Source organism: Rickettsia endosymbiont of Gonocerus acuteangulatus, from assembly GCF_964026435.1.
GTDB lineage: Bacteria > Pseudomonadota > Alphaproteobacteria > Rickettsiales > Rickettsiaceae > Rickettsia.
The window spans coordinates 490,898-514,864 of record NZ_OZ032147.1 but is presented as its reverse complement, the minus strand read 5'-3'; the positions used below and the strand labels follow the sequence as shown (position 1 = coordinate 514,864).

The following is a 23,967-nucleotide window of genomic DNA, read 5'->3' as shown; positions in this document are numbered from 1 at the left end:
GGTATAAACAATGATTATTTAATGTTAAAGTGTTAGAATTAAATTCGTCATTCAAAGTAAGTGTAGTAATAGAGGGTCTCCATTGTTACTAATTATAACAACTTCTGCTCCCACATTAATCGTAGCAGAGCCGCTATAACTCTCAAATTCAATAGAACCTCCAAAACCATTAATATTTATTTTATTACTACTAGTTTCAACAGTAATACCATTATTATATGAAATTTTTGTATGATTTAAACCATTACTATTATTATAAATAATTGTAGAATTATTTATATTCAAGCAAGGAGCAAATGTAAATGTGCATTCAGAATCACTGATGGTTATAGGACTTAAACCATTATTAGAATTAGTTATTGTTAACAAAACTTACGCTATGTTTGATATAATTCCTATAAATTAAAGGATATTATAAAGTGATGCACTGTAAAAACATAGCTTTGTAGTAAGGGTTTTTAGCATATTTGCTATAACATAGCGTAAGTTTTGTTAATTTACTCATATCTTAACTTATTTTTAATTGTTGGTAGCAAAAACACTAAGCATAATAAAATTAATTATCAATTAAAAATTTAAGTTACCTACTAAAAAATCAATTGATTTTTTAGTAATTTACGTATATTGATAGATTAACTTTTAATTAATTTTTATAAAATAAATGCCTAATAAAATTATACCTACCCCTTTTGAAGCAATTAAACAAAATAATATGTCAGCATTCAAAGCTTGGCTTGAAGCAGGCGGAAACCCTAATGCTGAAGACGAAAACGGCAATAGTCTTGTTGAATTGCTTGCCACTCAGCATAATTTAGAAGGGATAAAAATACTTTCACCTTATAACCCTGATATAAGCGTAAAACGCAATAGTGTGGGTGAGTTTAGTAAGTACAGGAAGTGAAGAGCTAAGAAATTTTATCGATCTTGAAGTGGCATTTTATGAGGAAGATTTTAGTATAGCGGAAGTAGCATTTAACATATACCAAACTCAGCAAAGAAGCTTAATTTTAACATACAAAAATGATAATGCATTATATGAACAAATAATAGAATTTGGAAAGTTAAAGCTAAAAACTCTAAATATATCTTGTATTAAATATGATGTATCAACTTATATAAATAAGCTAGGTCAATTTTACGAATTTATAGAATGTAATTCTTATTTTGATAACAAACTAGTAAAAAGATTTTTGAAAAATAAAATTCATGAATATAATACAACCGAACAACTGACGCCGGAAAGTTTTGAAGAGTATGAAGATTATATTAACTTGTTGGGATAATAATTTTTTCTTTAAATCTAGCCTCTTCCTTGATAATTATTATTAGGTTTCACAAAACCTTGCCTTTTATGAGCACTGCTATTTGTTGTTTGTGTTTGCGGTCTGTAAACATATCTATTTAATACCCGACTACCAATATCTCTTAAATTTTGTTGAGAGGTTTGGTATCCTATATTATTATTGTTTTCTTGATTATTTAATTTTAGCTCTTCAGTAATAAAGTTTATTATTCCTTTCTTATTAACTATTAAATTATTAATAGGTATTTTTTGTAATTCTTCTGATAAAATATTTTTTATTTCTCTGCGTATTTCATTATTAATCGGGCTTATTTTATCTATTGTTTCTATTGCTGAATTTATTATCTCTTTTAATAATTTATTTTCAGCTCCACGATTTGAGTTAAAAAAATCATGCTTAGGATGGTTTATATTTGAATTAATATCTGCTGATAATACCCAAGCTCTTTTATTTAAGCTTTCTAATTTAGGTAAACGCGGCGGCTTTGGTGGAGGCGGATTATATGATGGATTATTTTTATCAAGTTTATTTAATATTCTTTGAGTATTAATTTCTGTTTCTAAAAACGCTTTTACTTTTGTATGACCATACTGGTCAGCAATAGATATAGGATTAAGCCCACGACCTTGTATAGCATAAATCATTAAGATACTGACAATTTAATAGTATTAAAAACAGCATCATAAAATGTTTCAAAATCTCCTACAACTTTCCTAATTTCATTTTTTATCTTAAACCAGTAATGCTCTATAGGATTTAAATCAGGAGAGTAAGTTGGTAAATACAATATGGTACAACCAACGGATTCAATTAACTCTTTAACTTTAGAATTTTTATGAAAATTAATGTTATCCATAATAACGGTTTGCCCAGGTTGTAATTCTGTAATTAATACATCCCTAATATAAGTTTTAAAGACCTCTGTATTACAATTACCTTCAAATATTACAGGAGCAATAAGATTACCATTACAAAGACCAGCTATCATACTTATTCTAAATTTATGTTGATACACCTTTTCTCCATAACACCTTTGTCCTATAATGCTCCATCCATACTCTTTGCAAGCATTATCCTCTATTCCAGATTCATCAAGATATACTAATTTGTCTTTTGTGATGGTTTGTATCTTTGCTATAAATTCATTTCTTAATTTAATATCTCTTTTCGGATGAAAATGAGTTTTGTTTATAGCTATAGCCAAGTTTTCTGATTTGTCTTAAAATAGTTACAGATGCAATATTACCCCATTGCTTTGCTAACTCCTTTGATGTTTTATTCATATTAGCTTTAAAAAATTCTTTAAAAGATTCTGAATCTTTTATCTTATGACTATGTCCTTTCTGATAACCAGTTGCTGCTTCTAAAGTACCTTGCTTATCTTTTAATTTTTTCCATTTATATATAGTATCACGACTTACATTAAATAATTTACTTACCTTACTTATTCGTATCCCTGCTTCTACAGCTTTTATAACTCTTAGTCTTAGTTCTATTGCATATGCTCGTGCCATATCTCTTTACATGCTTGTTAATATTTGCTTACTATAACATGATACTCTCGCTCTGTCAGTACCTTAATGACTTATGCTATATCTCTAAATTAGCACCATTTTCTACAAGCATTTTTACTAACTCCAGATTACCATTTTTGCAAGCTAAACGTATTGGAGTGTCACCCTTTACATTAGATTTATTTATATCAGCTCCATACTTTAATAGTAGTATAGCTGTTTCTAAATCCCCTTTTTCGCATGCAGCCATTAAAGTAGTAGTACCATCAATATTAGACAAATTAGGGTTAGCTCTATGATTTATTAAAAGCCGAAATATTTTTAAATTATTATCATTATACACACTATACAAAAGGGTAGTACCTGTTTTTCTATTTATAACATTAGAATTTGCTTCTTTTTCTAACAAAAGTTCCATTATTCTTACTGAACGGTTTTTATAAGCAACAAACAAAGGCATAACTCCGTTACGATCTTCTATATTAGGATTAGCATTTTTTTTCAATAAATGTGACACTATTCCTTCAGAATTTTTAGAACAGGCTATAATTAATGGAATGATACCTTTTGGTCCTATTACATTAGGGTTGGCATTATTCTCTAATAAACTGCTTGTTATTTTTTCAGAATTTTTAGAACAAGCTATAACTAATGGTGTCAGTTTATCTTTACTCACAGTATTAGAATTTGCTCCTTTAGTAAGTAATGCGTCTACTAATTCTAAAGAGTTATTAAAGCATGCCTCCATTAAGGGCGTACGATTGGAGTTATCTGAGATGTTAGGATTAACTCCTTTCTTTAATAATAAATTGGCTATTTCTGGAAAATTTTTATCACATGCGATATATAAAAGAGAACAACCATTCTTATCAACTTCATTAGGATTTGCTCCTTTAGCAAGTAAAGCTTCGGTTATTTCTAATTTATTATTATGAACGGCAACATATAAAGGTGTAATATTTAAAATACTATGATTTACTAGTTCGGGATTTAAATTATTTAATATGTTATCTAGAATATCTGCCACTTCATCTTTAACTTTCATATCTTTGTAAGTAGTCACAGTAATTAAGTTCATGACTGTACCGGTAATATAATTTTTTACATCTAAGTCTGGAATATTGCTAATATGATTCTGGAATTGTTCTATATCTGTGAAAGATATAGCATAAGTCATTAAGGTACTGACAGAGCGAGAGTATCATGTTATAGTAAGCAAATATTAACAAGCATGTAAAGAGATATGGCACGAGCATATGCAATAGAACTAAGACTAAGAGTTATAAAAGCTGTAGAAGCAGGGATACGAATAAGTAAGGTAAGTAAATTATTTAATGTAAGTCGTGATACTATATATAAATGGAAAAAATTAAAAGATAAGCAAGGTACTTTAGAAGCAGCAACTGGTTATCAGAAAGGACATAGTCATAAGATAAAAGATTCAGAATCTTTTAAAGAATTTTTTAAAGCTAATATGAATAAAACATCAAAGGAGTTAGCAAAGCAATGGGGTAATATTGCATCTGTAACTATTTTAAGACAAATCAGAAAACTTGGCTATAGCTATAAAAAAACTCATTTTCATCCGAAAAGAGATATTAAATTAAGAAATGAATTTATAGCAAAGATACAAACCATCACAAAAGACAAATTAGTATATCTTGATGAATCTGGAATAGAGGATAATGCTTGCAAAGAGTATGGATGGAGCATTATAGGACAAAGGTGTTATGGAGAAAAGGTGTATCAACATAAATTTAGAATAAGTATGATAGCTGGTCTTTGTAATGGTAATCTTATTGCTCCTGTAATATTTGAAGGTAATTGTAATACAGAGGTCTTTAAAACTTATATTAGGGATGTATTAATTACAGAATTACAACCTGGGCAAACCGTTATTATGGATAACATTAATTTTCATAAAAATTCTAAAGTTAAAGAGTTAATTGAATCCGTTGGTTGTACCATATTGTATTTACCAACTTACTCTCCTGATTTAAATCCTATAGAGCATTACTGGTTTAAGATAAAAAATGAAATTAGGAAAGTTGTAGAAGATTTTGAAACATTTTATGATGCTGTTTTTAATACTATTAAATTGTCAGTATCTTAATGATTTATGCTATACATAATCCTTTAACACCTCATGAAAACGCTTTGCTTCTAAGGCTTAATAATTTTGTAACTTTTTTATTCAAAACTTACGCTATGAGTAAAAAAGTGATAAATTATTGTAAAAATAATTAAACATGTCAAAGAGGATAAAGTTGCAAGCAATACCAATTAATAGGACAGATTATTGTCAATTTTTAATAGTTAGCCAAAAGAATTATAGTTTAACCTACTACGCTGAACATGCAAAGAAATGTAGTCATGATGTTATTAATAGATTTTTAAGGAATGAAAAATATACACCTTCTTTGTTATGGGAACACATCAAGAATGATGTTATTTTTTCATCTAATGGATATACAATATTTGATGATACGGTTTTAAATAAAAGGAATACGAAGCAAATAGAAATTGCAAGATCGCAGTACAGTGGAGCTACAGGTAGAGTTACTAAAGGTATAGGAGTAGTGAGTCTGGTATATTATAACCCTGATATTAATAAGTTTTGGGTAATAGATTATCGAATTTTTGCACCTGATCATGATGGAGCAACAAAACTAGAACACCTATTAAACATGTTAAATAATGCTGTTTATAGCAAGAAGATTCCTTTTCAAACAGTACTTTTTGACACATGGTATTCTACACACAAAATTATGCAACATGTTGACTCTCTGGGGAAATATTATTATGCCCCTATTAAAGCCAATAGAAACGTTAGTAAAACACACGATTCTAAACCTTATAAAGCTGTAAAAGAGTTGACATTTTCAGATGAAGAGATCAGGCATGGAGTAGAGATTCATATAAAAGGCTTTGCTAAAAATAAGCATGTTAATTTGTTTAAATTTACTGTTCCTACCAACAGAGTTGAGTATGTTGTTACCAATAACAAAACTCAAAAATCTTCTAAAGCTGCACAAGATGAGTGTGGCTTTCGATGGGTAATTGAGAGCATGCACAGAGAAATTAAGCAACTTACTGGGATAGAACGTTGTCAATGCAGGAAACAGCGTATTCAACGTAATCATATTAGTTGTGCATTTTTAGTTTGGGCATTTCTCAAAAGGACTGCAAATACAATCGGTAAAACGGTTTACCAAATAAAGTTAGGGCTTTTAGATGACTATATGCAACAACAGCTGCGTTCTCCATCTTTACGATATTTAGAACCAAACATAGAGTAAGTTTTGAAATGTAAGATCTGCCTCAAAATTCCCTACTTCTACCTTTTTCGTAGCTATTGCATCACGCTGATGTATTGAGATCCTTTGTGGTATAATGATCCTTTGACGCCTCTTCCCTCTTTCTTGCCTTTTATATCTTTTAGAAGGTAAATAGCTATATAACTTTAATTTAGCTGCTACTGCAGAAGTGTAAACAAATCTATATATACTTTCTATACTGATACACAAAGCTGTATTTTTGTCTAGTTTTAACTTTCCGGCTATAGCAATCCGGCGACCATTTCTTGCGAATCATAGCATTTTTAATATACAAAACTTACGCTATGTTATAGCAAATATGCTAAAAACCCTTACTACAAAGCTATGTTTTTACAGTGCATCACTTTATAATATCCTTTAATTTATAGGAATTATATCAAACATAGCGTAAGTTTTGTATAATCTAACAACATAGGGTTCTTTTCTATTTTTAATAACTCTTGCTGATACATCCTGTTTTCATATTTTTCCTGAGCAACACAAGACATATACTTATCTTTTACCTTATTTCTTTTTAGCTCCATACTAATAGTGCTTTTAGACCTCGTAAGATGTTGTGCTATCTTATTAATACTGACTCCTAGGTCATACATTCTTTTTATCTCATATCTCTCTTCTCGAGATAAGTGTCTATATTTTCTGTTCATCATTACCTATTTAAAATCTTATTATTTTAAATAGGTTCTGTTCTACTTACTTATAGTATTTTCAGAATAATCCGTAAATAATTATTAATAAATAAATATTATAAAATAGCTGTTGACGGGTATTTATTATTTTTATAGGATTTAAACTTATATTTAACAAATTATGAGTCATAAATAATGAAAAAACTATCAATTGTACTTTTATCCGTTAGTATGCTTTCTAGTATAGCTTTTGCAGATAATGCAGACAGAGTAGTTGCTACTTACACAGGGGGTGAAGTAAGAGAATCACAAATAATGAAAGAATTTAAACCACAACTTAATCTTCCTTCAGGTGAAACTATCAAAAATTTTGACGATTTCCCACCACAGGATCAAGATAAATTGATAAGAATTTATGTTAATAATATTTTATTAAAGAAAGAAGTTGAGAAGTCAAACATCACCTCTTCTAAAGAATTCCAAGAAAAGCTTGAAAATGCAAAAAATCAATTGGCTCAAAAAGAATTATTAGAAAATTATGTAAAATCTAATCTTACTGATAAGATGTTTGATGATGAATATAATAAATATGTAACTAGCCTAAAAGGTAAAGAACAAATAAAAGTTGCTCATATTTTAGTAAAATCTGAAAAAGAAGCTAATGATTTAAAAAATAAATTAAACAAAGGTGCAGATTTTGCTAAACTTGCTGGAGAATCTTCTCTTGATAAAGCTTCAGCTACAAATGGTGGTGTAATCGGTTACATTTTATTAAATCAACCAGGACAGTTAGTACCTGAGTTTGAAAAGAAAGCCTTTGCTTTAAAAGTAAACGAAGTTTCAACACCAGTAAAAACTGACTATGGTTGGCATATCATTAAGGTTCTTGAGAAAAAACCTGTACCTATCCCAACTAAAGAAGAAGCTAAAATGACTATCGATAATGTATTAGCAGCAGAAATACTAAAAAAATATATTAGCGATTTAGAAGCTAAAGCTGATTTAAAAATTATGTTACCTCCAGCTGCAAATAACGAAGCTAAGAAATAATTATACTCTATCCTATGTCATTCCCGCGGAGGCGGGAATCCAGAAAAATAAGCATCAATACAGTGAGTTTTTAAAATTAAAATCTCGCTTTACACTGGATTCCCGCCTCCGCGGGAATGACATTAGACATTAAAAAACGAAGTCTAATTTCAAAATAATATATCTTTTAAGCTAAGCAACTATTGACAATCTGGCAAAAAAAAATTATATTCTACAAAAATCTAATTTAAGTAAAAAAATTATTAAGCTATGTCTAAAGCAAAAACTGCTTCTAAAAACAACCCAACCGCTAGGGAATTAGCTAAAGTACATTTTTATAAAGGCGAAGAGATTATACCATCAAAATATATCCCTCAACAAGGTTCTTCTTTTTTAGCTGCAGAAATCAAATCTTCCGGAGACTTGGTATTAGGAAATAATGGGCAAGTGTTACCTTGGAACTTAGTCAAAAATTTAGCTTAGTTTGATTTAATTACTTACAAATATAACAATTCCACTTCAGTAACTTATATAATAAGTCACATATTGGGGGCATAGCTCAGGGGTAGAGCATCTGCTTTGCACGCAGAGGGTCAAGGGTTCGATTCCCTTTGCCTCCACCAGTTCCTACAAGGGTTTTAGCCTTTCTTAAATCTTCTAAAAAAACATATGTTCCTTATATGTTCCAAAATACTTAATTTTAATATTGAAACAGTATAAAAAAATAATCAGCTCATAAGCTATTCTTTTCCATACTTACTTAAAACATAATCAAGCAATGCCAAGCTATCGGCTTCGTTATTATCTCTAGGCTCAAATCCTTTCTGCTTAATAGCATTTAACACCGCATATTTAGTAGCGTTACCTTTACCGGTTATATGCTTCTTTATAGTGAAAATGCAAGGACTAAGTAGAACAAAACCTATAAATTTTCTGCCCAAATTTCATTGGGGGTTTTATAACCAAAAATCTTTCTTGGCATGTTATTTAAAATCTCAGCAACATTGTCAAGACCTCTTTGTGTAACGGTAGTAATATCTGTATTTTTAGGTAAAATTCTATGAATCATAGAATTCATTTTTTCCACTAATGCTTTTTGTCTAGGGCGGTATGGATCACAAAAGAAAGTTTGAAACCCAGATAGTCTATAGGCAACATGCCCCACAAACTCTTTGCCATTATCCATAGTAATAGTCTTTCTCACACTATTTGGAAGAGTTTTTATCTTTCTTAAAAAACCATTGGTAACTGTTGTAGCTCTCTTGGAGTTATTCAGCACTAAAATAATCTTTTGACTCTTTTTATCCACCAGTGCACCAATATTCATACTTTGATTACCTTTATGAAATGTAAGATCTGCCTCAAAATTCCCTACTTCTACCTTTTTCGTAGCTATTGCATCACGCTGATGTATTGAGATCCTTTGTGGTATAATGATCCTTTGACGCCTCTTCCCTCTTTCTTGCCTTTTATATCTTTTAGAAGGTAAATAGCTATATAACTTTAATTTAGCTGCTACTGCAGAAGTGTAAACAAATCTATATATACTTTCTGTACTGATACACAAAGCTGTATTTTTGTCTAGTTTTAACTTTCCGGCTATAGCATCCGGCGACCATTTCTTGCGAATCATAGCATTTTTAATATAATCTAACAACATAGGGTTCTTTTCTATTTTTAATAACTCTTGCTGATACATCCTGTTTTCATATTTTTCCTGAGCAACACAAGGCATATACTTATCTTTTACCTTATTTCTTTTTAGCTCCATACTAATAGTGCTTTTAGACCTCGTAAGATGTTGTGCTATCTTATTAATACTGACTCCTAGGTCATACATTCTTCAAAACTTACGCTATGTTTGATATAATGCCCATGAATTAAGGGATATTATGAAGTGCTTCACTATAAAACATTGCTGTGTAATAAGAGTTTTTAGCATATTTGCTATAACATAGCGTAAGTTTTGTCTTTTTATCTCATATCTCTCTTCTCGAGATAAGTGTCTATATTTTCTGTTCATCATTACCTATTAAAATCTTATTATTTTAAATAGGTTCTGTTCTACTTACTTATAGTATTTTCAATACTAATAAAATTAGTATTTTTTATTATTTTTTCTGGATTGCCACGCTCATTTGATTCGCATAGCTCAGACGACTCTCGATTCACGCAGGCAACGCCTAACCGAGGCGAATACTCAAACGCCGCTGATGAGTTGCTGCGATGGGTAAAAGCTAAAGGCGGTGTTACCCTACAAGGCTCGGTAAAACGTAGGGCTACAGAGCGGTCATTGTTCTTATGCTAATTTTTGGTTAAATTTCTGTTGTATTCTTAAAACTTCTTCTTATTATCTAATTTATATATTTTAACAAAATATTAAAATTTATAGAATTTAATAAGGATATAATTATGTTTAGTTGGTTGTTTAGCTGGTTTCAAACTCCAAAAAAATCACATGAGAAGTTAATAGAGGCAATAGAAGCAAGAAATGAAGCAGAAGCACAAAACTTAATTGTACATATGGACACAGCCGAATTAAGCAAAGTTGACGACGGCTGGACAGTTTTAACTTTTGCTGCAGCTTATGGCTTAGAAAAGGTTTGTGAGGCTTTAATTCCTAAAATGACCGAGCAGGCTATTAATCAGGCTAATCATGAACGCGATACAGCTCTAATTTTTGCTGTGCGTAATAGTTTAAAAAAGGTTTGCGAGGCTTTAATTCCTAAAATGTTTTATGAGGCTATTAATTGTGAGAGTACTAACTTTTCGTGGTTTGGTTTTACAGCTTTCACTTGGGTTACTCTCAATGGAGATAAAAAAATTTGTGAATTGCTTATACCTAAAACATCGCCAGAAGTTATCATAGACATTTTAAAACTTGCAAAAGAAAAACAATTTATGATAGAAGCAATCAATAGTTACAATAATAAGTTAGTAAAAGAATTAAATTTAATTTTGAATAAAAATAATCCAAATAATACTATTAAAATGATTTGGGCGGTTAAAATTTATAAAAAATTATTTAAAGAGTATTTAACAGTAGAAAAAACTGAGAATTTTAAACCTTTACAAAATAAAATAGAAGACTTTATTAAAAATAATTTTTTTACTGCTGCAGGGGTATGCAAAAAATTAATACCTAAAATTGATAATAATGAAATGCATATATCACGCCTGCCTACTAAAATAATAGCTAATATTGTTGAATATTTGGAAAATGAAAAATGGGGATTAGAAGTTGAGACTTTGGGTTAATAATAACACATTATGATATAAGTTAACTAAAAGCTCAACTTCCCCCACCCCTAAAATTTTTATCCTGCTTGTGAATTTTGTTGCATAAAAAAAGCATCATTTATATACTGTCTTTTTGTGCCTGAGGTTAGCAAATCGTACTATAGTAAACTCAGTTGAATTTTGTGACAGGCGTGAGGGTAGAGCCTATAATAGACGACGAACAACCTGCTACATGCGTTCAAATCAGTTTACTATACTTGCCTCCACCACACTAAAATTTATCTACTTTAATCTGTTCTTTCTTAACAAATGAATGATAATTTTTCTAAATCTTTAATATAAATCTCATGAAATTATCCGATTTTGACTTTGACTTACCTTTAGAGCTAATCGCTCAAAATCCAGTAAGCAAACGTGATGAGTCAAATTTATTAATTGCTTCTACAGAGCAATATGTTAAAACCAAATTTTACAATATTGTTGATTATTTAAAAGCAGGAGATCTATTAGTTTTTAATAACAGTAAAGTGATTAAAGCCAAGTTAAATTTAGACAAAAATATCACCATAAACTTAAATCAAAAACTTAAGGATATAGTGACGAGCGACGATGTAGGCAGGCTTAAATCAATTGACTATTGGTCAGCTTTTGCAAAACCTGCACGTAAGCTAAAGGTAGGCGATGAGTTTTATTTTGATGATCATAAAATAATTATCACCGAAAAGCTCGAAATGGGTGAGATTAAAATTAAATTTGAACTTGCTAACATTTCGGTGTTTGAGTTTTTAGATAAATATGGCGAAATGCCATTACCACTTTATATTAAACGTCCTGAAACACAAAAAAGCGATGATGAACGTTATCAAACAGTTTATAGCAATATTCAAGGTTCAGTTGCTGCACCAACGGCAGGCTTACATTTCACAAACGATATAATAAATAAGCTTAAAGAAAAAGGCGTGCAAGTGGCGTTTGTAACTCTACATGTCGGAGCAGGAACTTTTATGCCAGTTAAAACCGAGAATATTAACGAGCATAAAATGCATACGGAATATTGCTCTATTACTCCTGAAACCTCTGCAATTATAAATAAGGCTAAACAAGAAAAAAGACGTATTATAGCAGTCGGCACTACAAGCCTTAAAACTCTTGAAAGCTCTGCTATAAATGGTAATTTAAATTCTGGCGAATTTGAAACTGATATCTTTATAACTCCAGGATTTAAATTTCATATAGTCGACATGTTGCTTACTAATTTTCACTTCCCAAAATCTACTTTATTTATGCTAGTCTGTGCTTTTGCTGGCTTTAAAGAAATGCACGAACTATATAAATACGCTATAGAAGAACAAATGCGTTTTTTTAGCTATGGCGATGCAACACTTTTGTACAGAAAAGGATAAATTTAAATATATCCTAAAAACTTCTTGATTAGAATTTGGATGAAATAAAAGAATATTACAGCAGCACAGCAGATCATAATACTTATTTGCATAGAATATGGAAGCTGTTTTGCTATATTTGAGGTTTCATTAGAAGAAGATTTATAAATAAACCCTAATATTTTGATAAGATATAGGCTTGAGAATATACTACTAATTATTATAACACCCATTACAATAAACTGATTCTGCTCGGCTGCAGCCAATAAAATCGAGAATTTACTTATGAAGCCGCTTAAAACCGGAATACCGATCAACGATAATGATGATATTAATATCATAAAAGAAATCAATGGAAATTCTTTTGAAGTACCTGTTAAATCCTGCACTTGATTGGCTTTCTTTAGGCTATAAATACTTCCCATACTATAAAATAAACAAATCTTTGTAAAAGAATGCGATACTAAATGCAGAGTTGCAGCGGCTAAGGACTTAGGCGTTAGCATAAAAGCACTAAGCAATGCTATGCCTAATTGGTTCATGGTGGAATAGGCAAGTATTTTCTTGATGTTATCCGTTCCGAAAGCTTTAAATGGGCTATAAAAAATACTTACTATTGGGATAAAAATCAACCAGTTAAACGCTCCAAATATTTCTTGTAAATAAGACAAACCGAATATATATACCAAAATTTTGTAAATACAAAATAAACCGGTTTTTACTACTATCACTGCATGCAGTAAACTACTGATAGGATAATGTGCAACCATTGCCGCAGGAAGCCATAAATGTACTGGAAAAATCGCTGTCTTTGCAATACCGAAAATAAACATTAGTAATAAAAGAATAGACTGATTTTTAGAAAAATGCTCTAGCATTAGCCCTTTACTTACGAAATCCCCATTACCTATTTTAGCATAAATGATTATAATAACCGGCAAAAATAGCATAATTCCGGTAATCATCAAAATTTTTAAATATTTATATAATCCCGTAAGCACTATGTTATTTTTAGTATGCCCTATTAAAAAAGCCGTAGAAATTGTTAAAAGCTCATAACAAATAAACATCGTAAATAAATTGCTAGATAGGGCAATTAAAATGCCAATAAGAATAGTCAAATTGAAGAAAAATAAAAACCTTGAAGAGTTTTCTATATTATTAATAGCAAGATATTTTGGAGTATAAAGCAGCGAGCAAATCCATAAAAAGCTAATCAAGCTTAAGAAGATCAGCCCTAAAGGTTCGAGATGAAAGCCTATAAAATAGTTACCGAAAATATGGAACTTAAACCCTGCCCTTACACCTTTTAAAAATACCCAATCAATAATTAGAACATTACTAAAGAAAAAAATCCCGATAGCAATAAGTAAAAAATTACGTGTAAAACTATCTTCTTTAGTCACAAACGGACTAGTTAAATTCAGCATACCAACTAGTAAAGTTGATAGAATCAAAAGATTCGGAGTGGTAAATTGTGCTAACATGTTATTATGTTTTTATTAGTTATCAACGTCATTACGAGAAGATGCCTAACCAAGGTGTGGCAATCTCAGAAGTTTATTGTGTCATCTAGTTAGCTTTTCCGGCGTTGTTACGTGGCTCGAAAAGCATCTTCAGTGTCATACCATGGCTTGACCACGGTATCCAATAAGATAAACATAAATATAACAAGTTTTTAAAATTAAAAGCTCGATTTCTCTCGCTTTATACTGGATCCCGTGGTCAAGCCACGGGATGACACCGAAGATACCTCTCGGCTTATACAAGTAATAACATCAAAAGCTTTTTCTTTTCTTAAGTTGATTCTTGCTTTTGCAAAAATAAAAGTTTCACCATCTTATAATGATAAAATAACGATCCTACTGAGCTTAGTAAAATTATTATAAAATCTAATAATAGATTTTGTTTTAATAATAATTCTAGAATACTTACCTTAATAAAAAATAATGGACTGATTGGCAAGCCGCTGCTACAAATTACAGCTATTATTACTAAAACTTGGTTCGGTTTTTTCGAATATGCTTCTTTATAAGCAGCAATTAGAAAAAGAGCTATTTTATTTATGCTATCTATAATCAATAAACATGGCAAAATTTTCATACCGCTATCGGTAACATATAACAAAAATACATAGCCTATTTGAGTAATACACGAATATACTATAATTTTCTTAAAATTCTCAGCTTTATAAGCAAAATAAGGAGCTATGATAAGCGTCAATAAAGCAATCGGTCTTATAAAATTGTTAATTGCTAGTTCAATCATTTCATAATTTATAATGAGATAGGTAAATTTATATATTATATATACGCCTATTATGGTCGAGATTCCTGCCATATATACTAGAATCACTGAAGCGGTACTGCTATAAGCTCTCATCATCCAAAAATGCATAGGGAAAAAAGCAGTTTTTAAAATAACCCCTATTAAGAAAAATCCTATAGATAAAGTTACTATATTTGAATTAGAATATTTTTGTAAACCAGCTACATCCAACATATTTAAACTACCTGTAATGCTTAGCAGAAAGCCTATGGCTATAAGAATTAAAGTTACCCCAATGCTACCCATTATTAAATAATCAAGAGCACCGATTAAGGATTTATGATTACCACCGCTAGCTATCAAAACATAGCTACTAAGTGCTGAAATCTCTATAAATACATATAAATTAAAGAAATCATTAGTACTAACCATTCCTAAATAACCCATATGAGCAAACAACAATATGGCGTAAAATAAAGCTCTTCTATTGCGGTTAATATATTTTAGAATAGTTTGGTTAGTGATATTGTAGCAAAAAATTAGAAAAAATAATAAAACCAAATTAAGGTAAATAATAATAGCTTGATTTAAAGAGTTTAAATAATACTCAATCCCGATAGAGGAAGCCCACCCTCCCATCACATAAGAAATCTCAGTATTTTTTACAATAAAATATCCATAAATACTAATTACAAAACTTGTTAAAATACAGCAGATAGTAATGATTCGAGTTAATAAAATAAAACGAAAAAATGTCGTCGCAAGTAATGCACCTGCAAATGGGAATAATATTTGTAAGATAGGAAAATGTTTAGCTAGGATCATGGGTTTTTATTCAAATCGGCGTCATCCCGTGGCTTGTCCACGGGATCCAGTAAAAAAGTATAAATACAGCAAATTTTTAAAATTAAAAACTCGATTTTATCTCGCTTTATGCTGGATCCCGTGGACAAGCCACGGGATGACAGGTGGTTACAAATAACATACTAGAAACATATCTATTTATCAAAACTAATTTCGTTTTCCGATATTGTACCAAAATGTTTATAAATTTGATATATGAAACTTAGAGCTACGCTAAGTGTTGCAAAGCCCACTACTATAGCTGTTAGCATCAATACGTGAGGCAATGGGCTGGTATAGGTAGTTACGCCTTCTTGCATAATAGGCACAATGCCTGTTTTAACTTTACCCAAAGCTAAATAGAAAACTAATACTGAACTTTGAAAAACCCCAAGCCCAATAACTTTATGAATATAATTATGACTTGTAAGCATTATAAACAAACCAGAAGTAAGTAATATTAAAGCAAAAAAATATATTAAGTGGGACATGAGTATATAATTAAGTGAAGAATAATACGAATATCAACTTGAAAAAGAGCAAGGAGACTGTAAGCCGAGGTGCGGAGCGTATACTTAATACGTGAGCAGCCGAGGACTTACAAAGACGACGCAGCCAATTTTTCAAGTTCTATCTTAGTATCAGTATGCTCTAAAAGATTCATTGAATATACAAGTAATCTTTTTACCTTTACGTACGGCAAGTTTTGGGAATACTTGTTCAAGAATAACTAAATTAGGGTTATCTGGAGCAAGACGATAATTTACTAAAGATTCACGTAGTGAATCATCTACAGCAAAAATACCAGGAATTTCAGAATTTTTATCTCTAAATTGTAGATAGGTAAATTCGCCATCGTCAAAAATTTTAATAGGAGCTATTTCTTCACTACCGCTAATATAATAGTTGAAGTTATATTTTTCTGGATGATTAAGATCAGGGGTTGCTGAAGAGACAATATAAGTTTGCATGTGACCACCAGCATTATCATTTTCATCATCAGGATAGAGGAACTTGACGTTAAAAACCATTTCTGGATCACGCATATCAAGAGTCTCAGCAGCGTATAGTTCAAAGAAATATGTTCGTTTATTAGTAATTAAGGTCATATTAGTGGTAGCATCCTGCTCCATCGGTTTAATAAAAATTCTATGACCTGCAGGTACTATTTGCCAGGAGGTAGTATCACCCATAGAGATACTCACTATTTCTTCATCTCTTGCAAGCTCTATGCTTGCTTGATAGCCGTAATATCCTGTAAATTTGAAAACATCATCAGGGTTATAAACCATAACTCTTAAACGAGAATCTTGCCCCAAAGGTCTTGACTCTCTAATAGCAAATATATTTAATGTAAAAAATATTATTGTAAAAAATATTATTAATCGCTTCATATTATTTCTGGTTTTTATCTTTTAATAATTTTAGCTTATAACTGGTAACAGTAAAGTTAAATGGAGCATTAGGCGGAAGATTTGCAACAATAGAATCCATTATATAACCTATTTTTGCTTCCCATAACATATTTTCTAAAACTTCCCCTGCACTATTTTTAGCTAATGACTCAAAAGTAACAATTACTTCGTTATTATTTATATTTTGAATTGATGTTATACTAATTGAACGCCTATATAATTTTTGATATCGCATAACCGGTGATAGTGGGTTATCAATATTCATAAAATTAGCAAATTGCATATAAACAATACTTGTAGAACTATTTTTAATAAAGATAAATTGTTGTTTTAATAAATCACAATTATATTCTTCTCGCTGTAGCACATAATTTTTGAGCATAATATTAGCAACAGAAGCATAAGGATCGCGTAATGCAGATTCTTTAGTGTTAGTAATAGTAGCTTGTTTTTCGGTACTAGATTTTATCAAGTAACTTATTTTTTCTTTTATAGGTAATAATAAATCAATATTTATACAAATTATAGTAAGCAATAACGTAAATGTTACACATGCTAAAAGTAAAAGAGACCTACTACTTAACGGCACTACATATTTAAAGCTGTACCATTTTCTTGCATCACTAAAATATTTGCCGGATTTAACATATTCTTGTACGGCACTAAGTACTGGATCCATAATTATCTAGTAATTGATGAGTATTTTTTATTCCCATAACCTTAGCATAATTATTTTAATATAATTATCATTTGTTAATTTAAGATTATTTAAGTTATAAAATAACTTTATATTGTTGCTACAATACCAAAATACTACTTAATTTTAAAATTAAAATAAATAATTTATAAATTTAAATTATACAATAATAATTATTGATGGTAATAATATTGTATCAATATTATTGTTATATAACACTGTTTACAATCTTTTTAATATTTTTTTACACTTAAAATAAATTTTTGTAAAAAATGCTTGTGAACAATTATATACTAAGTTAATTTAAACAAGTAATAAAATAAACCACTATTATATATTTAAGATGTTAAAATTATTCAAGTTTGGGGTATTATTAATTATGCTTTCACAATTATTATCATGTACACCCTCAGCACCTTACGAAATTAAAAGCCCGTGTGTTGCAGCTGAAATTAATGATGAAGCAGAGTTAAATATGAATCCTTGTGTAAGAAGACCGGTTAATTCTATAATAGATATAGCATAAATATATCAATGACACTTATTTCGCTAGTAACCGTTTAATATAACAATAGAAGTATGTTAGATAATATATTCGGCTTCTTTAAATCAAGTGATAAAGCACAAAATGATGCAAAGAGCGAGCAAAGCCAAGCAAATCCGCTAAAGATAACTCAAAATTGGTATGAAGAACGTGCTGATAAGCTGATTGTTCAACGTAACTTGTTAATAATATTACTGATAATATTATCAATTTTTATGGTAATATCTACTTTAGTAATAGCTTTTGTAGTAAAATCTAAACAGTTTGATCCTTTTGTCATTCAATTTGATGACACTACCGGTCGTGCATCAGTAGTAGAGCCTATTTCATCACCAGTGCTTACTGCAGATGAGTCTCTTACAAGATATTTTATAAAAAAATACATAAATGCAAGAGAAACATATAATTTTGTTGATTTCACTACTTTGGCACGCACTACTATAAGATTACTTTCAACGAGTAATGTTTTTTATGGTTATCTTGGGTATATAAGAGATAAGAACAACGATCCAAGTTTAAAGTATCAGGAAAATAATACAACTTATTTAGTAGTAAAGTCATGGTCAAAAATTGCCTCAGACAAGTATATAGTTAGATTTTCCGTAAATGAAACAACAGGAAATCAAACAGTTTATAATAAAATAGCAGTAGTAAGTTATGCTTACGTACCAATGCAATTAACAGATTCAGAGCTTGATATAAATCCTGTAGGATTTCAAGTTAACGGATATAGGGTAGACGATGATAATAGTTAGATTTTGTTTTTTAATTTTTATATACCTAAGTGGCTTAATAGCTAATGCTGACTGTCCACTTTTAGAAAATGATCCATGTAGTAATATCAGCAATAATTATTTGGATGATTTATCTATAACTAGGGATAATAGGATACAAACATATATATATAATCCTAATGAAGTTTATTTATTAACACTGCATTTCGGTTTTCAAGCACATATAGAATTTGCTAAGAATGAAGAAGTTCAAAATATTATTCTTGGAGATGCCTATGCATGGAAACTAACTCCTATTGGTAATCGTTTATTTATAAAACCTCTTGAAAAATATATTCGTACCAACATGACTATCATAACCAACAAAAGAACATATGAATTTGATATTTCTTCTGTTGAGTTAATGGAAGGACATGAGAAAGAGTTAGTATATGTAATTAAATTTGACTATTCTAAGAACAGAACAAGCAATAATTACATGGCAAGATACTAGTGTCATTCCGTGGCTTGTTATAATGTCATTCCCGCGTAGGCGGGAATCCAGTAATAAAAAATACAAGTATACTAAAATCTTAAAATAAGAAACTTGATTTATCTTGCTTTATGCTGGATTCCCGCCTACGCGGGAATGACATTGGGAGTGGGAATAACGTAACAATAAACAATAATGCTTTAACTAATATATAATTTAAATATGGCCGAAGAGCAAAACAATAACAGTTCTTTATCAGGAGCGGATACACCTGAAGTTCAAAAAGAATTATCAAAAGTTTCAGTGAGTTTTAATAAAAGTATTGCTATCGTAGTTGTAATTTGCGGTATTCTTATATATATTTTTTATTCCCTTTTCTTTGCTCCTAAAAAAGAAGAAATTCAAAATACTAATATACCTAGCAATATTGTTAAACCTGTTGAAGATAATTCAGATAACGTACCTGAAATACCTAAATTACCGGATCCACCAAAGCTTAAAACACCAATTGCTCCGCCGCCTCCACCTACCCCTCCAGTAGTGGAAGTACCTCCCGTTTTACCTCCAACTATACCAGTAGAAACTGATAAGTCAAAAACACTTCCAGCTCCTCCTATTTCATTACCTTCAACAAACGGACCTTTAGTTGAAAGTGACGAAGAAAAGAAACGTAAACAAGCAAAAAGGAAATCATCTATTGTATTAGTTAGCGGTGTAGAACCTAAGAAAACAGCAGAGCAAGTTGCTGCAGATGCAGTATTTAAAGATCGTGGTGACATGTCTTTAATCTTAGGGCGTGGTAAATTAATTGAGGCAGTACTTGAAACAGCCATAAATAGCGATCTTGGTGGTGAAATAAGAGCCATTATTAGCAGAGATGTATATTCTGAGAAAGATAAGATAATATTAATACCAAAAGGATCAAAAGTATTTGGTAAATATGCAACTTCAACTTCAGCAGATAGCTATGGTAGAGTTTCTGTAATATGGGATAGAATAGACTTAACTAATGGTTATACTATAGCATTTGATTCGCCTGCAGTCGATAATTTAGGAAGACCAGGAGTGCAAGGAAGAGTAGATAATAAATATAAGGAACAGTTTGCTAATTCAGTATTACAATCTGCTTTCAATATAGGAATTGCTAAAGTTCTCGATAAATTAGTACCTCCGCCTATAAACTCACAAGCTGCTGCTACTAATAGTGCTATTGCTACTCAGTTATTAAATACTGCTCAAACAATTTCCCAAAATACTAGTTTGGATCCAAATACAAGAATAGTTACAATTTGTACAAATGTTTTAGCTGCTATTACTGATAAAACATCTACTGCCTATACTACAATGACACAAGCGTGTACAACTGCCCAAGATGCTTCTTCGGCAAATACACCTGAACAAAGACTAGCTACATTAGTACAAGCGGTTAATACCGCTGCTTCAAGCTTACTTACTAGTACTTCTATAGCATCAAATCCAACTCAGGCACAACAAGCTTCTACACAAGCTTTTACGGATATTACTAATACTGTACAAAATATGATAACTCAGCAGCAATTTAAACCTACTACAACGATTAATCAAGGTACTCCGATTAAGATATACGTTAATAAGGATTATAAATTCCCTGCTACCGTATTAACAAAATCAAAGGTAGTAAAATGAGTGATGCATTTGCTGCCTTAGAGACCTTTTTATTACCGTTTAAAGAATTATTTGCTGAAGATGGTATTAATGAGATTATGGTTAATAAACCTGGAGAAGCATGGGTTGAGAAGAAAGGTGATATATATTCTAAACAATTACCAGAGCTTGACGTAGAACATCTTCTTTCGCTTGGACGTTTAGTTGCTCAATCTACTGAACAAATGATTTCAGAGGAAAAACCTTTACTTTCAGCAACACTTCCAAATGGTTATCGTATTCAAATAGTATTTCCACCTGCTTGTGAAATAGGGCAAATCATTTATTCTATAAGAAAGCCAAGCGGTATGAATCTAACTCTAGATGAATATGCTAAAATGGGAGCTTTTGATGAAACTGCAACAGAAAGTTTAGTAGATCAAGATGAAATAATTTTAAACGGATATTTAGCTGAAAAAAAGATAAAAGAATTTATCAAACATGCAGTTATTTCAAAGAAAAATATTATAATTAGCGGCGGTACTTCAACAGGTAAAACTACTTTCACTAATGCAGCACTTACTGAAATACCTCAATTGGAAAGATTAATTACAGTAGAAGATGCTCGTGAGGTTGTATTATCTAGTCACCCTAATAGAGTTCATTTGCTTGCTTCTAAAGGCGGACAAGGACGAGCAAACGTTACTACTCAAGATCTAATAGAAGCGTGTTTGCGTTTAAGACCTGATAGAATTATAGTTGGTGAGCTTCGAGGTAAAGAAGCTTTTAGTTTCTTGCGAGCTATTAATACTGGTCACCCAGGTTCTATATCTACACTTCATGCTGATAGTCCTGCTATGGCAATTGAACAACTAAAATTGATGGTTATGCAAGCTGATCTTGGTATGCCGCCTGAAGAAGTAAAAAAATATATTTTAACAGTTGTAGATATTGTAGTACAATTAAAACGTGGCAGCGGCGGTAAAAGATATGTATCGGGAGTATATTACAAAAAGAATAAAAACGCTCAAGGAATGGTGTAGTGAGAGCGTCATTGCGAGGAGATGCATGGCATCAACGCGGCAATCTCATAAAACAGTACAATACTCCTGAGATTGTCACGCTCCTTTTAGTCGCTCGCAATGACATAAAAAATAAAAATCAAGGATTACTAAATGGAATGGCATAACATACTCAAAGTCACTAGAAATATATTCGGTCATGCTATAATTCATCCGGTTGTTATTTTTAGTACCTTATGGATAAGTGGTGCATTTGTTGCAATTTTTACCAATGAAATTGGGACTCTTGGAGTAGATGTAACTGCTATAAATATTGCTTATAAATGGGCTTATTGGCTTGTTAGCGTTTGGGGACAATTAAAAATCTCTGATTATAACTATTTAAAATTAAAGCTACTTGCTTCACTTCTTGGTCCTGCTCTTGTCGTTATAATATTTTACATTAAAAACTTTGAGAGAATCAAATCACTACAATTTTTTGAGCAACCTGAAAAAGTCTATGGTGATGCTAGATGGGCAAGTCCTGCAGATGTTGAATCGGCTGGTCTTAGAGCTAAAAAAGGTATGCTAATCGGGGTTGATAGTGGTGGTTATTTTGTTGCTGATGGATTCCAGCACGCCTTATTATTTGCTCCTACCGGTTCTGGTAAAGGTGTGGGTTTTGTGATACCTAACCTATTATTTTGGTCTGATTCCGTAGTCGTTCATGATATAAAACTTGAAAACCATGGCTTAACGAGCGGTTGGCGTGAGAAACAAGGTCAGAAAGTCTTTGTATGGGAGCCATCCAATCCTGATGGTATTACTCACTGTTATAATCCTATTGATTGGGTTAGTACTAAGCCTGGGCAAATGGTTGATGACGTACAAAAAATTTCAAACCTTATCATGCCTGAAAAGGATTTCTGGAATAACGAAGCACGAAGCTTATTCTTAGGTGTAACTTTATATTTAATAGCCGATCCTGTTAAAACCAAATCCTTTGGTGAAGTGGTGCGTACCATGAGAAGTGACGATGTAGTATATAATCTAGCGGTCGTGCTTGATACTCTAGGCGGAATAATCCACCCTGTAGCATATATGAATATTGCAGCTTTCCTACAAAAAGCCGATAAGGAACGCTCAGGTGTTATATCTACCATGAACTCATCACTTGAGTTATGGGCAAACCCATTAATTGACTCTGCTACTGCTTCCTCTGACTTTAACGTGCAAGAATTCAAGAAAATAAAAACAACTGTATATGTAGGTCTTACTCCTGACAATATACAACGTTTGCAGAAATTAATGCAGGTCTTTTATCAGCAAGCTACAGAATTTTTAAGCCGAAAAATGCCTGATTTAAAAGAAGAACCTTATGGCGTGATGTTCTTACTTGATGAGTTCCCAACACTTGGTAAGATGGATACGTTCAAAGCAGGTATCGCTTATTTCAGGGGGTATAGAGTTCGTTTATTCTTAATTATTCAAGATACCCAGCAGCTAAAAGGAACATATGAAGATGCAGGTATGAACTCTTTCTTATCTAACTCAACATATCGTATTACCTTTGCTGCTAACAACTATGAAACTGCAAATTTAATATCACAATTAGTCGGTAATAAAACTGTAGAACAAAGATCATTCTCCAAACCTATATTTTTTGATCTTAATATTTCTACTAGAACACAAAATGTTTCTCAAGTTCAAAGGGCTTTACTTTTACCTCAAGAAGTAATACAGTTACCAAGAGATGAGCAGATTATTTTAATAGAGTCTTTTCCTCCGATAAAATCTCGTAAGATTAAATATTTTGAGGATAAGTTTTTTACCAGTAGATTATTACCGCCGACTTTTGTACCTACTCAAGTACCTTTTGATCCGCGAGCAAATAATAACGAAACTTCTCATTAGACAGAAGAGGCTGCTGTTGC

29 protein-coding genes and 1 tRNA gene are annotated in these 23,967 nt (G+C 31.1%); 16 read left to right on the top strand and 14 right to left on the bottom strand.

The features are described from left to right. Window positions 1-51: 51 nt before the first annotated feature. Complete coding sequence (locus AAGD55_RS03230) at window positions 52-369, bottom strand: hypothetical protein (RefSeq protein WP_341792127.1); 318 nt, start codon at window positions 367-369, stop codon at window positions 52-54. A gap of 292 nt (window positions 370-661) precedes the next feature. On the opposite strand from AAGD55_RS03230, the gene AAGD55_RS03225 reads away from it, so the two are divergent. Then, window positions 662-901: a hypothetical protein gene (locus AAGD55_RS03225; RefSeq protein ID WP_341792126.1), complete on the top strand. Its 240-nt coding sequence runs from the start codon at window positions 662-664 to the stop codon at window positions 899-901. After that, window positions 876-1,283 (top strand): hypothetical protein, encoded by a 408-nt coding sequence (locus tag AAGD55_RS03220; RefSeq protein ID WP_341792125.1) that lies wholly within the window; start codon window positions 876-878, stop codon window positions 1,281-1,283. Before AAGD55_RS03225 ends, AAGD55_RS03220 begins: the two co-directional genes overlap by 26 nt. 17 nt (window positions 1,284-1,300) lie before the next feature. Here AAGD55_RS03220 and AAGD55_RS03215 read toward each other — a convergent pair whose 3' ends face one another. The 3 genes from AAGD55_RS03215 to AAGD55_RS03205 all read right to left on the bottom strand — a co-directional run bounded on the left by AAGD55_RS03215 (window position 1,301) and on the right by AAGD55_RS03205 (window position 3,995). Beyond that, window positions 1,301-1,948, bottom strand: a complete 648-nt coding sequence (locus AAGD55_RS03215; RefSeq protein WP_341792124.1) for a hypothetical protein — start codon at window positions 1,946-1,948, stop codon at window positions 1,301-1,303. Then, window positions 1,948-2,818, bottom strand: a protein-coding gene (locus AAGD55_RS03210) for an IS630 family transposase (protein WP_341790894.1) whose coding sequence is annotated in 2 segments (ribosomal slippage) — window positions 1,948-2,490 and window positions 2,492-2,818 — 870 coding nt in all. Because the reading frame shifts where the segments join, the coding sequence is not laid out codon by codon here. The genes AAGD55_RS03215 and AAGD55_RS03210 overlap by 1 nt, the downstream gene beginning before the upstream one ends. A gap of 76 nt (window positions 2,819-2,894) precedes the next feature. Beyond that, window positions 2,895-3,995, bottom strand: coding sequence for an ankyrin repeat domain-containing protein (locus tag AAGD55_RS03205; protein WP_341792123.1), 1,101 nt, complete (start codon window positions 3,993-3,995; stop codon window positions 2,895-2,897). A 66-nt stretch (window positions 3,996-4,061) separates the two neighbouring features. Here AAGD55_RS03205 and AAGD55_RS03200 point away from each other — a divergent pair, with 66 nt between their 5' ends. Then, complete coding sequence (locus AAGD55_RS03200) at window positions 4,062-4,931, top strand: IS630 family transposase (RefSeq protein WP_341792122.1); 870 nt, start codon at window positions 4,062-4,064, stop codon at window positions 4,929-4,931. 136 nt (window positions 4,932-5,067) lie between these two features. Beyond that, window positions 5,068-6,117, top strand: coding sequence for a transposase (locus tag AAGD55_RS03195; RefSeq protein WP_341792121.1), 1,050 nt, complete (start codon window positions 5,068-5,070; stop codon window positions 6,115-6,117). On the opposite strand, the gene AAGD55_RS03190 is transcribed toward AAGD55_RS03195, so the two are convergent. Next, window positions 6,097-6,345, bottom strand: a complete 249-nt coding sequence (locus AAGD55_RS03190) for a hypothetical protein (protein WP_341792120.1) — start codon at window positions 6,343-6,345, stop codon at window positions 6,097-6,099. The two genes, AAGD55_RS03195 and AAGD55_RS03190, sit on opposite strands and share 21 nt — an antisense overlap. Before the next feature lie 182 nt (window positions 6,346-6,527). Beyond that, complete coding sequence (locus tag AAGD55_RS03185) at window positions 6,528-6,806, bottom strand: helix-turn-helix domain-containing protein (RefSeq protein WP_341792119.1); 279 nt, start codon at window positions 6,804-6,806, stop codon at window positions 6,528-6,530. Window positions 6,807-6,980: 174 nt separating this feature from the next. Here AAGD55_RS03185 and AAGD55_RS03180 point away from each other — a divergent pair, with 174 nt between their 5' ends. The 3 genes from AAGD55_RS03180 (at window position 6,981) to AAGD55_RS03170 (ending at window position 8,437) form a co-directional block, all read left to right on the top strand. Then, window positions 6,981-7,835 (top strand): peptidylprolyl isomerase, encoded by an 855-nt coding sequence (locus tag AAGD55_RS03180; RefSeq protein ID WP_341792118.1) that lies wholly within the window; start codon window positions 6,981-6,983, stop codon window positions 7,833-7,835. 249 nt (window positions 7,836-8,084) lie between these two features. Continuing rightward, entirely contained in the window at window positions 8,085-8,297 is a 213-nt protein-coding gene (locus tag AAGD55_RS03175) for a hypothetical protein (RefSeq protein ID WP_341792117.1), read from the top strand. A gap of 65 nt (window positions 8,298-8,362) precedes the next feature. After that, window positions 8,363-8,437: transfer RNA gene (locus AAGD55_RS03170), tRNA-Ala, on the top strand. Window positions 8,438-8,554: 117 nt separating this feature from the next. On the opposite strand, the gene AAGD55_RS03165 is transcribed toward AAGD55_RS03170, so the two are convergent. The 3 genes from AAGD55_RS03165 to AAGD55_RS03155 are packed head-to-tail and all read right to left on the bottom strand — an operon-like array spanning window position 8,555 to window position 9,840. Further along, entirely contained in the window at window positions 8,555-8,755 is a 201-nt protein-coding gene (locus AAGD55_RS03165; protein ID WP_341792116.1) for a hypothetical protein, read from the bottom strand. Further along, the gene (locus AAGD55_RS03160; protein ID WP_341792115.1) at window positions 8,737-9,654 is read right to left on the bottom strand and encodes an IS30 family transposase; all 918 of its coding nucleotides are present in this window, start codon (window positions 9,652-9,654) and stop codon (window positions 8,737-8,739) included. Before AAGD55_RS03160 ends, AAGD55_RS03165 begins: the two co-directional genes overlap by 19 nt. Before the next feature lie 15 nt (window positions 9,655-9,669). Further along, window positions 9,670-9,840, bottom strand: a complete 171-nt coding sequence (locus tag AAGD55_RS03155; RefSeq protein WP_341792114.1) for a hypothetical protein — start codon at window positions 9,838-9,840, stop codon at window positions 9,670-9,672. Between the two features lie 99 nt (window positions 9,841-9,939). Between AAGD55_RS03155 and AAGD55_RS12325 the strand changes: the two genes are divergently transcribed. The 3 genes from AAGD55_RS12325 (at window position 9,940) to queA (ending at window position 12,457) form a co-directional block, all read left to right on the top strand. Next, window positions 9,940-10,122: a glycoside hydrolase family protein gene (locus AAGD55_RS12325; RefSeq protein ID WP_410526112.1), complete on the top strand. Its 183-nt coding sequence runs from the start codon at window positions 9,940-9,942 to the stop codon at window positions 10,120-10,122. A 104-nt stretch (window positions 10,123-10,226) separates the two neighbouring features. Beyond that, on the top strand, window positions 10,227-11,072 hold the full coding sequence (locus tag AAGD55_RS03150; RefSeq protein ID WP_341792113.1) for an ankyrin repeat domain-containing protein: 846 nt from the start codon (window positions 10,227-10,229) through the stop codon (window positions 11,070-11,072). A 329-nt stretch (window positions 11,073-11,401) separates the two neighbouring features. Beyond that, on the top strand, window positions 11,402-12,457 hold the full coding sequence (gene queA / locus AAGD55_RS03145) for a tRNA preQ1(34) S-adenosylmethionine ribosyltransferase-isomerase QueA (RefSeq protein ID WP_341792112.1): 1,056 nt from the start codon (window positions 11,402-11,404) through the stop codon (window positions 12,455-12,457). A gap of 2 nt (window positions 12,458-12,459) precedes the next feature. Here the strand turns inward: queA and AAGD55_RS03140 are convergent, their stop codons facing one another. The 5 genes from AAGD55_RS03140 to AAGD55_RS03120 all read right to left on the bottom strand — a co-directional run bounded on the left by AAGD55_RS03140 (window position 12,460) and on the right by AAGD55_RS03120 (window position 17,641). Next, window positions 12,460-13,923: a proton-conducting transporter membrane subunit gene (locus AAGD55_RS03140; RefSeq protein WP_341792111.1), complete on the bottom strand. Its 1,464-nt coding sequence runs from the start codon at window positions 13,921-13,923 to the stop codon at window positions 12,460-12,462. Between the two features lie 310 nt (window positions 13,924-14,233). Then, window positions 14,234-15,529 (bottom strand): proton-conducting transporter membrane subunit, encoded by a 1,296-nt coding sequence (locus tag AAGD55_RS03135; protein WP_341792110.1) that lies wholly within the window; start codon window positions 15,527-15,529, stop codon window positions 14,234-14,236. A 173-nt stretch (window positions 15,530-15,702) separates the two neighbouring features. Continuing rightward, complete coding sequence (locus AAGD55_RS03130) at window positions 15,703-16,038, bottom strand: Na+/H+ antiporter subunit C (RefSeq protein WP_341792109.1); 336 nt, start codon at window positions 16,036-16,038, stop codon at window positions 15,703-15,705. A gap of 150 nt (window positions 16,039-16,188) precedes the next feature. Beyond that, window positions 16,189-16,941 (bottom strand): P-type conjugative transfer protein VirB9, encoded by a 753-nt coding sequence (gene virB9 / locus AAGD55_RS03125; protein WP_341792108.1) that lies wholly within the window; start codon window positions 16,939-16,941, stop codon window positions 16,189-16,191. A gap of 1 nt (window position 16,942) precedes the next feature. Continuing rightward, window positions 16,943-17,641 carry a VirB8/TrbF family protein gene (locus AAGD55_RS03120; protein ID WP_341792107.1) on the bottom strand — a complete coding sequence of 233 codons (699 nt, stop codon included), beginning with the start codon at window positions 17,639-17,641 and terminating at the stop codon, window positions 16,943-16,945. A gap of 361 nt (window positions 17,642-18,002) precedes the next feature. Between AAGD55_RS03120 and AAGD55_RS03115 the strand changes: the two genes are divergently transcribed. The 6 genes from AAGD55_RS03115 (at window position 18,003) to AAGD55_RS03090 (ending at window position 23,947) form a co-directional block, all read left to right on the top strand. Further along, the gene (locus AAGD55_RS03115) at window positions 18,003-18,185 is read left to right on the top strand and encodes a DUF2706 domain-containing protein (protein WP_041804700.1); all 183 of its coding nucleotides are present in this window, start codon (window positions 18,003-18,005) and stop codon (window positions 18,183-18,185) included. Window positions 18,186-18,238: 53 nt separating this feature from the next. Continuing rightward, window positions 18,239-18,958, top strand: a complete 720-nt coding sequence (locus AAGD55_RS03110; protein ID WP_341792106.1) for a virB8 family protein — start codon at window positions 18,239-18,241, stop codon at window positions 18,956-18,958. Beyond that, window positions 18,945-19,430: a TrbG/VirB9 family P-type conjugative transfer protein gene (locus AAGD55_RS03105; protein ID WP_011477674.1), complete on the top strand. Its 486-nt coding sequence runs from the start codon at window positions 18,945-18,947 to the stop codon at window positions 19,428-19,430. Before AAGD55_RS03110 ends, AAGD55_RS03105 begins: the two co-directional genes overlap by 14 nt. Window positions 19,431-19,631: 201 nt before the next feature. Then, complete coding sequence (locus AAGD55_RS03100) at window positions 19,632-21,074, top strand: TrbI/VirB10 family protein (protein WP_341792105.1); 1,443 nt, start codon at window positions 19,632-19,634, stop codon at window positions 21,072-21,074. Further along, window positions 21,071-22,075: a P-type DNA transfer ATPase VirB11 gene (gene virB11, locus AAGD55_RS03095; protein ID WP_341792104.1), complete on the top strand. Its 1,005-nt coding sequence runs from the start codon at window positions 21,071-21,073 to the stop codon at window positions 22,073-22,075. The genes AAGD55_RS03100 and virB11 overlap by 4 nt, the downstream gene beginning before the upstream one ends. A 132-nt stretch (window positions 22,076-22,207) precedes the next feature. After that, window positions 22,208-23,947 carry a type IV secretory system conjugative DNA transfer family protein gene (locus tag AAGD55_RS03090; protein ID WP_341792103.1) on the top strand — a complete coding sequence of 580 codons (1,740 nt, stop codon included), beginning with the start codon at window positions 22,208-22,210 and terminating at the stop codon, window positions 23,945-23,947. Window positions 23,948-23,967: the final 20 nt, after the last annotated feature.

Bases quoted from the DNA above. Each gene is read 5' to 3' on its own strand.
- AAGD55_RS03225 (WP_341792126.1), top strand. From the start codon at position 662: ATGCCTAATAAAATTATACCTACCCCTTTTGAAGCAATTAAACAAAAT.
- AAGD55_RS03215 (WP_341792124.1), bottom strand. From the start codon at position 1,948: ATGATTTATGCTATACAAGGTCGTGGGCTTAATCCTATATCTATTGCT.
- AAGD55_RS03205 (WP_341792123.1), bottom strand. From the start codon at position 3,995: ATGACTTATGCTATATCTTTCACAGATATAGAACAATTCCAGAATCAT.
- AAGD55_RS03200 (WP_341792122.1), top strand. From the start codon at position 4,062: ATGGCACGAGCATATGCAATAGAACTAAGACTAAGAGTTATAAAAGCT.
- AAGD55_RS03195 (WP_341792121.1), top strand. From the start codon at position 5,068: ATGTCAAAGAGGATAAAGTTGCAAGCAATACCAATTAATAGGACAGAT.
- AAGD55_RS03185 (WP_341792119.1), bottom strand. From the start codon at position 6,806: ATGATGAACAGAAAATATAGACACTTATCTCGAGAAGAGAGATATGAG.
- AAGD55_RS03180 (WP_341792118.1), top strand. From the start codon at position 6,981: ATGAAAAAACTATCAATTGTACTTTTATCCGTTAGTATGCTTTCTAGT.
- AAGD55_RS03175 (WP_341792117.1), top strand. From the start codon at position 8,085: ATGTCTAAAGCAAAAACTGCTTCTAAAAACAACCCAACCGCTAGGGAA.
- AAGD55_RS03160 (WP_341792115.1), bottom strand. From the start codon at position 9,654: ATGTATGACCTAGGAGTCAGTATTAATAAGATAGCACAACATCTTACG.
- AAGD55_RS03155 (WP_341792114.1), bottom strand. From the start codon at position 9,840: ATGATGAACAGAAAATATAGACACTTATCTCGAGAAGAGAGATATGAG.
- AAGD55_RS03150 (WP_341792113.1), top strand. From the start codon at position 10,227: ATGTTTAGTTGGTTGTTTAGCTGGTTTCAAACTCCAAAAAAATCACAT.
- queA (WP_341792112.1), top strand. From the start codon at position 11,402: ATGAAATTATCCGATTTTGACTTTGACTTACCTTTAGAGCTAATCGCT.
- AAGD55_RS03140 (WP_341792111.1), bottom strand. From the start codon at position 13,923: ATGTTAGCACAATTTACCACTCCGAATCTTTTGATTCTATCAACTTTA.
- AAGD55_RS03135 (WP_341792110.1), bottom strand. From the start codon at position 15,529: ATGATCCTAGCTAAACATTTTCCTATCTTACAAATATTATTCCCATTT.
- AAGD55_RS03130 (WP_341792109.1), bottom strand. From the start codon at position 16,038: ATGTCCCACTTAATATATTTTTTTGCTTTAATATTACTTACTTCTGGT.
- virB9 (WP_341792108.1), bottom strand. From the start codon at position 16,941: ATGAAGCGATTAATAATATTTTTTACAATAATATTTTTTACATTAAAT.
- AAGD55_RS03120 (WP_341792107.1), bottom strand. From the start codon at position 17,641: ATGGATCCAGTACTTAGTGCCGTACAAGAATATGTTAAATCCGGCAAA.
- AAGD55_RS03115 (WP_041804700.1), top strand. From the start codon at position 18,003: ATGTTAAAATTATTCAAGTTTGGGGTATTATTAATTATGCTTTCACAA.
- AAGD55_RS03110 (WP_341792106.1), top strand. From the start codon at position 18,239: ATGTTAGATAATATATTCGGCTTCTTTAAATCAAGTGATAAAGCACAA.
- AAGD55_RS03105 (WP_011477674.1), top strand. From the start codon at position 18,945: ATGATAATAGTTAGATTTTGTTTTTTAATTTTTATATACCTAAGTGGC.
- AAGD55_RS03100 (WP_341792105.1), top strand. From the start codon at position 19,632: ATGGCCGAAGAGCAAAACAATAACAGTTCTTTATCAGGAGCGGATACA.
- virB11 (WP_341792104.1), top strand. From the start codon at position 21,071: ATGAGTGATGCATTTGCTGCCTTAGAGACCTTTTTATTACCGTTTAAA.
- AAGD55_RS03090 (WP_341792103.1), top strand. From the start codon at position 22,208: ATGGAATGGCATAACATACTCAAAGTCACTAGAAATATATTCGGTCAT.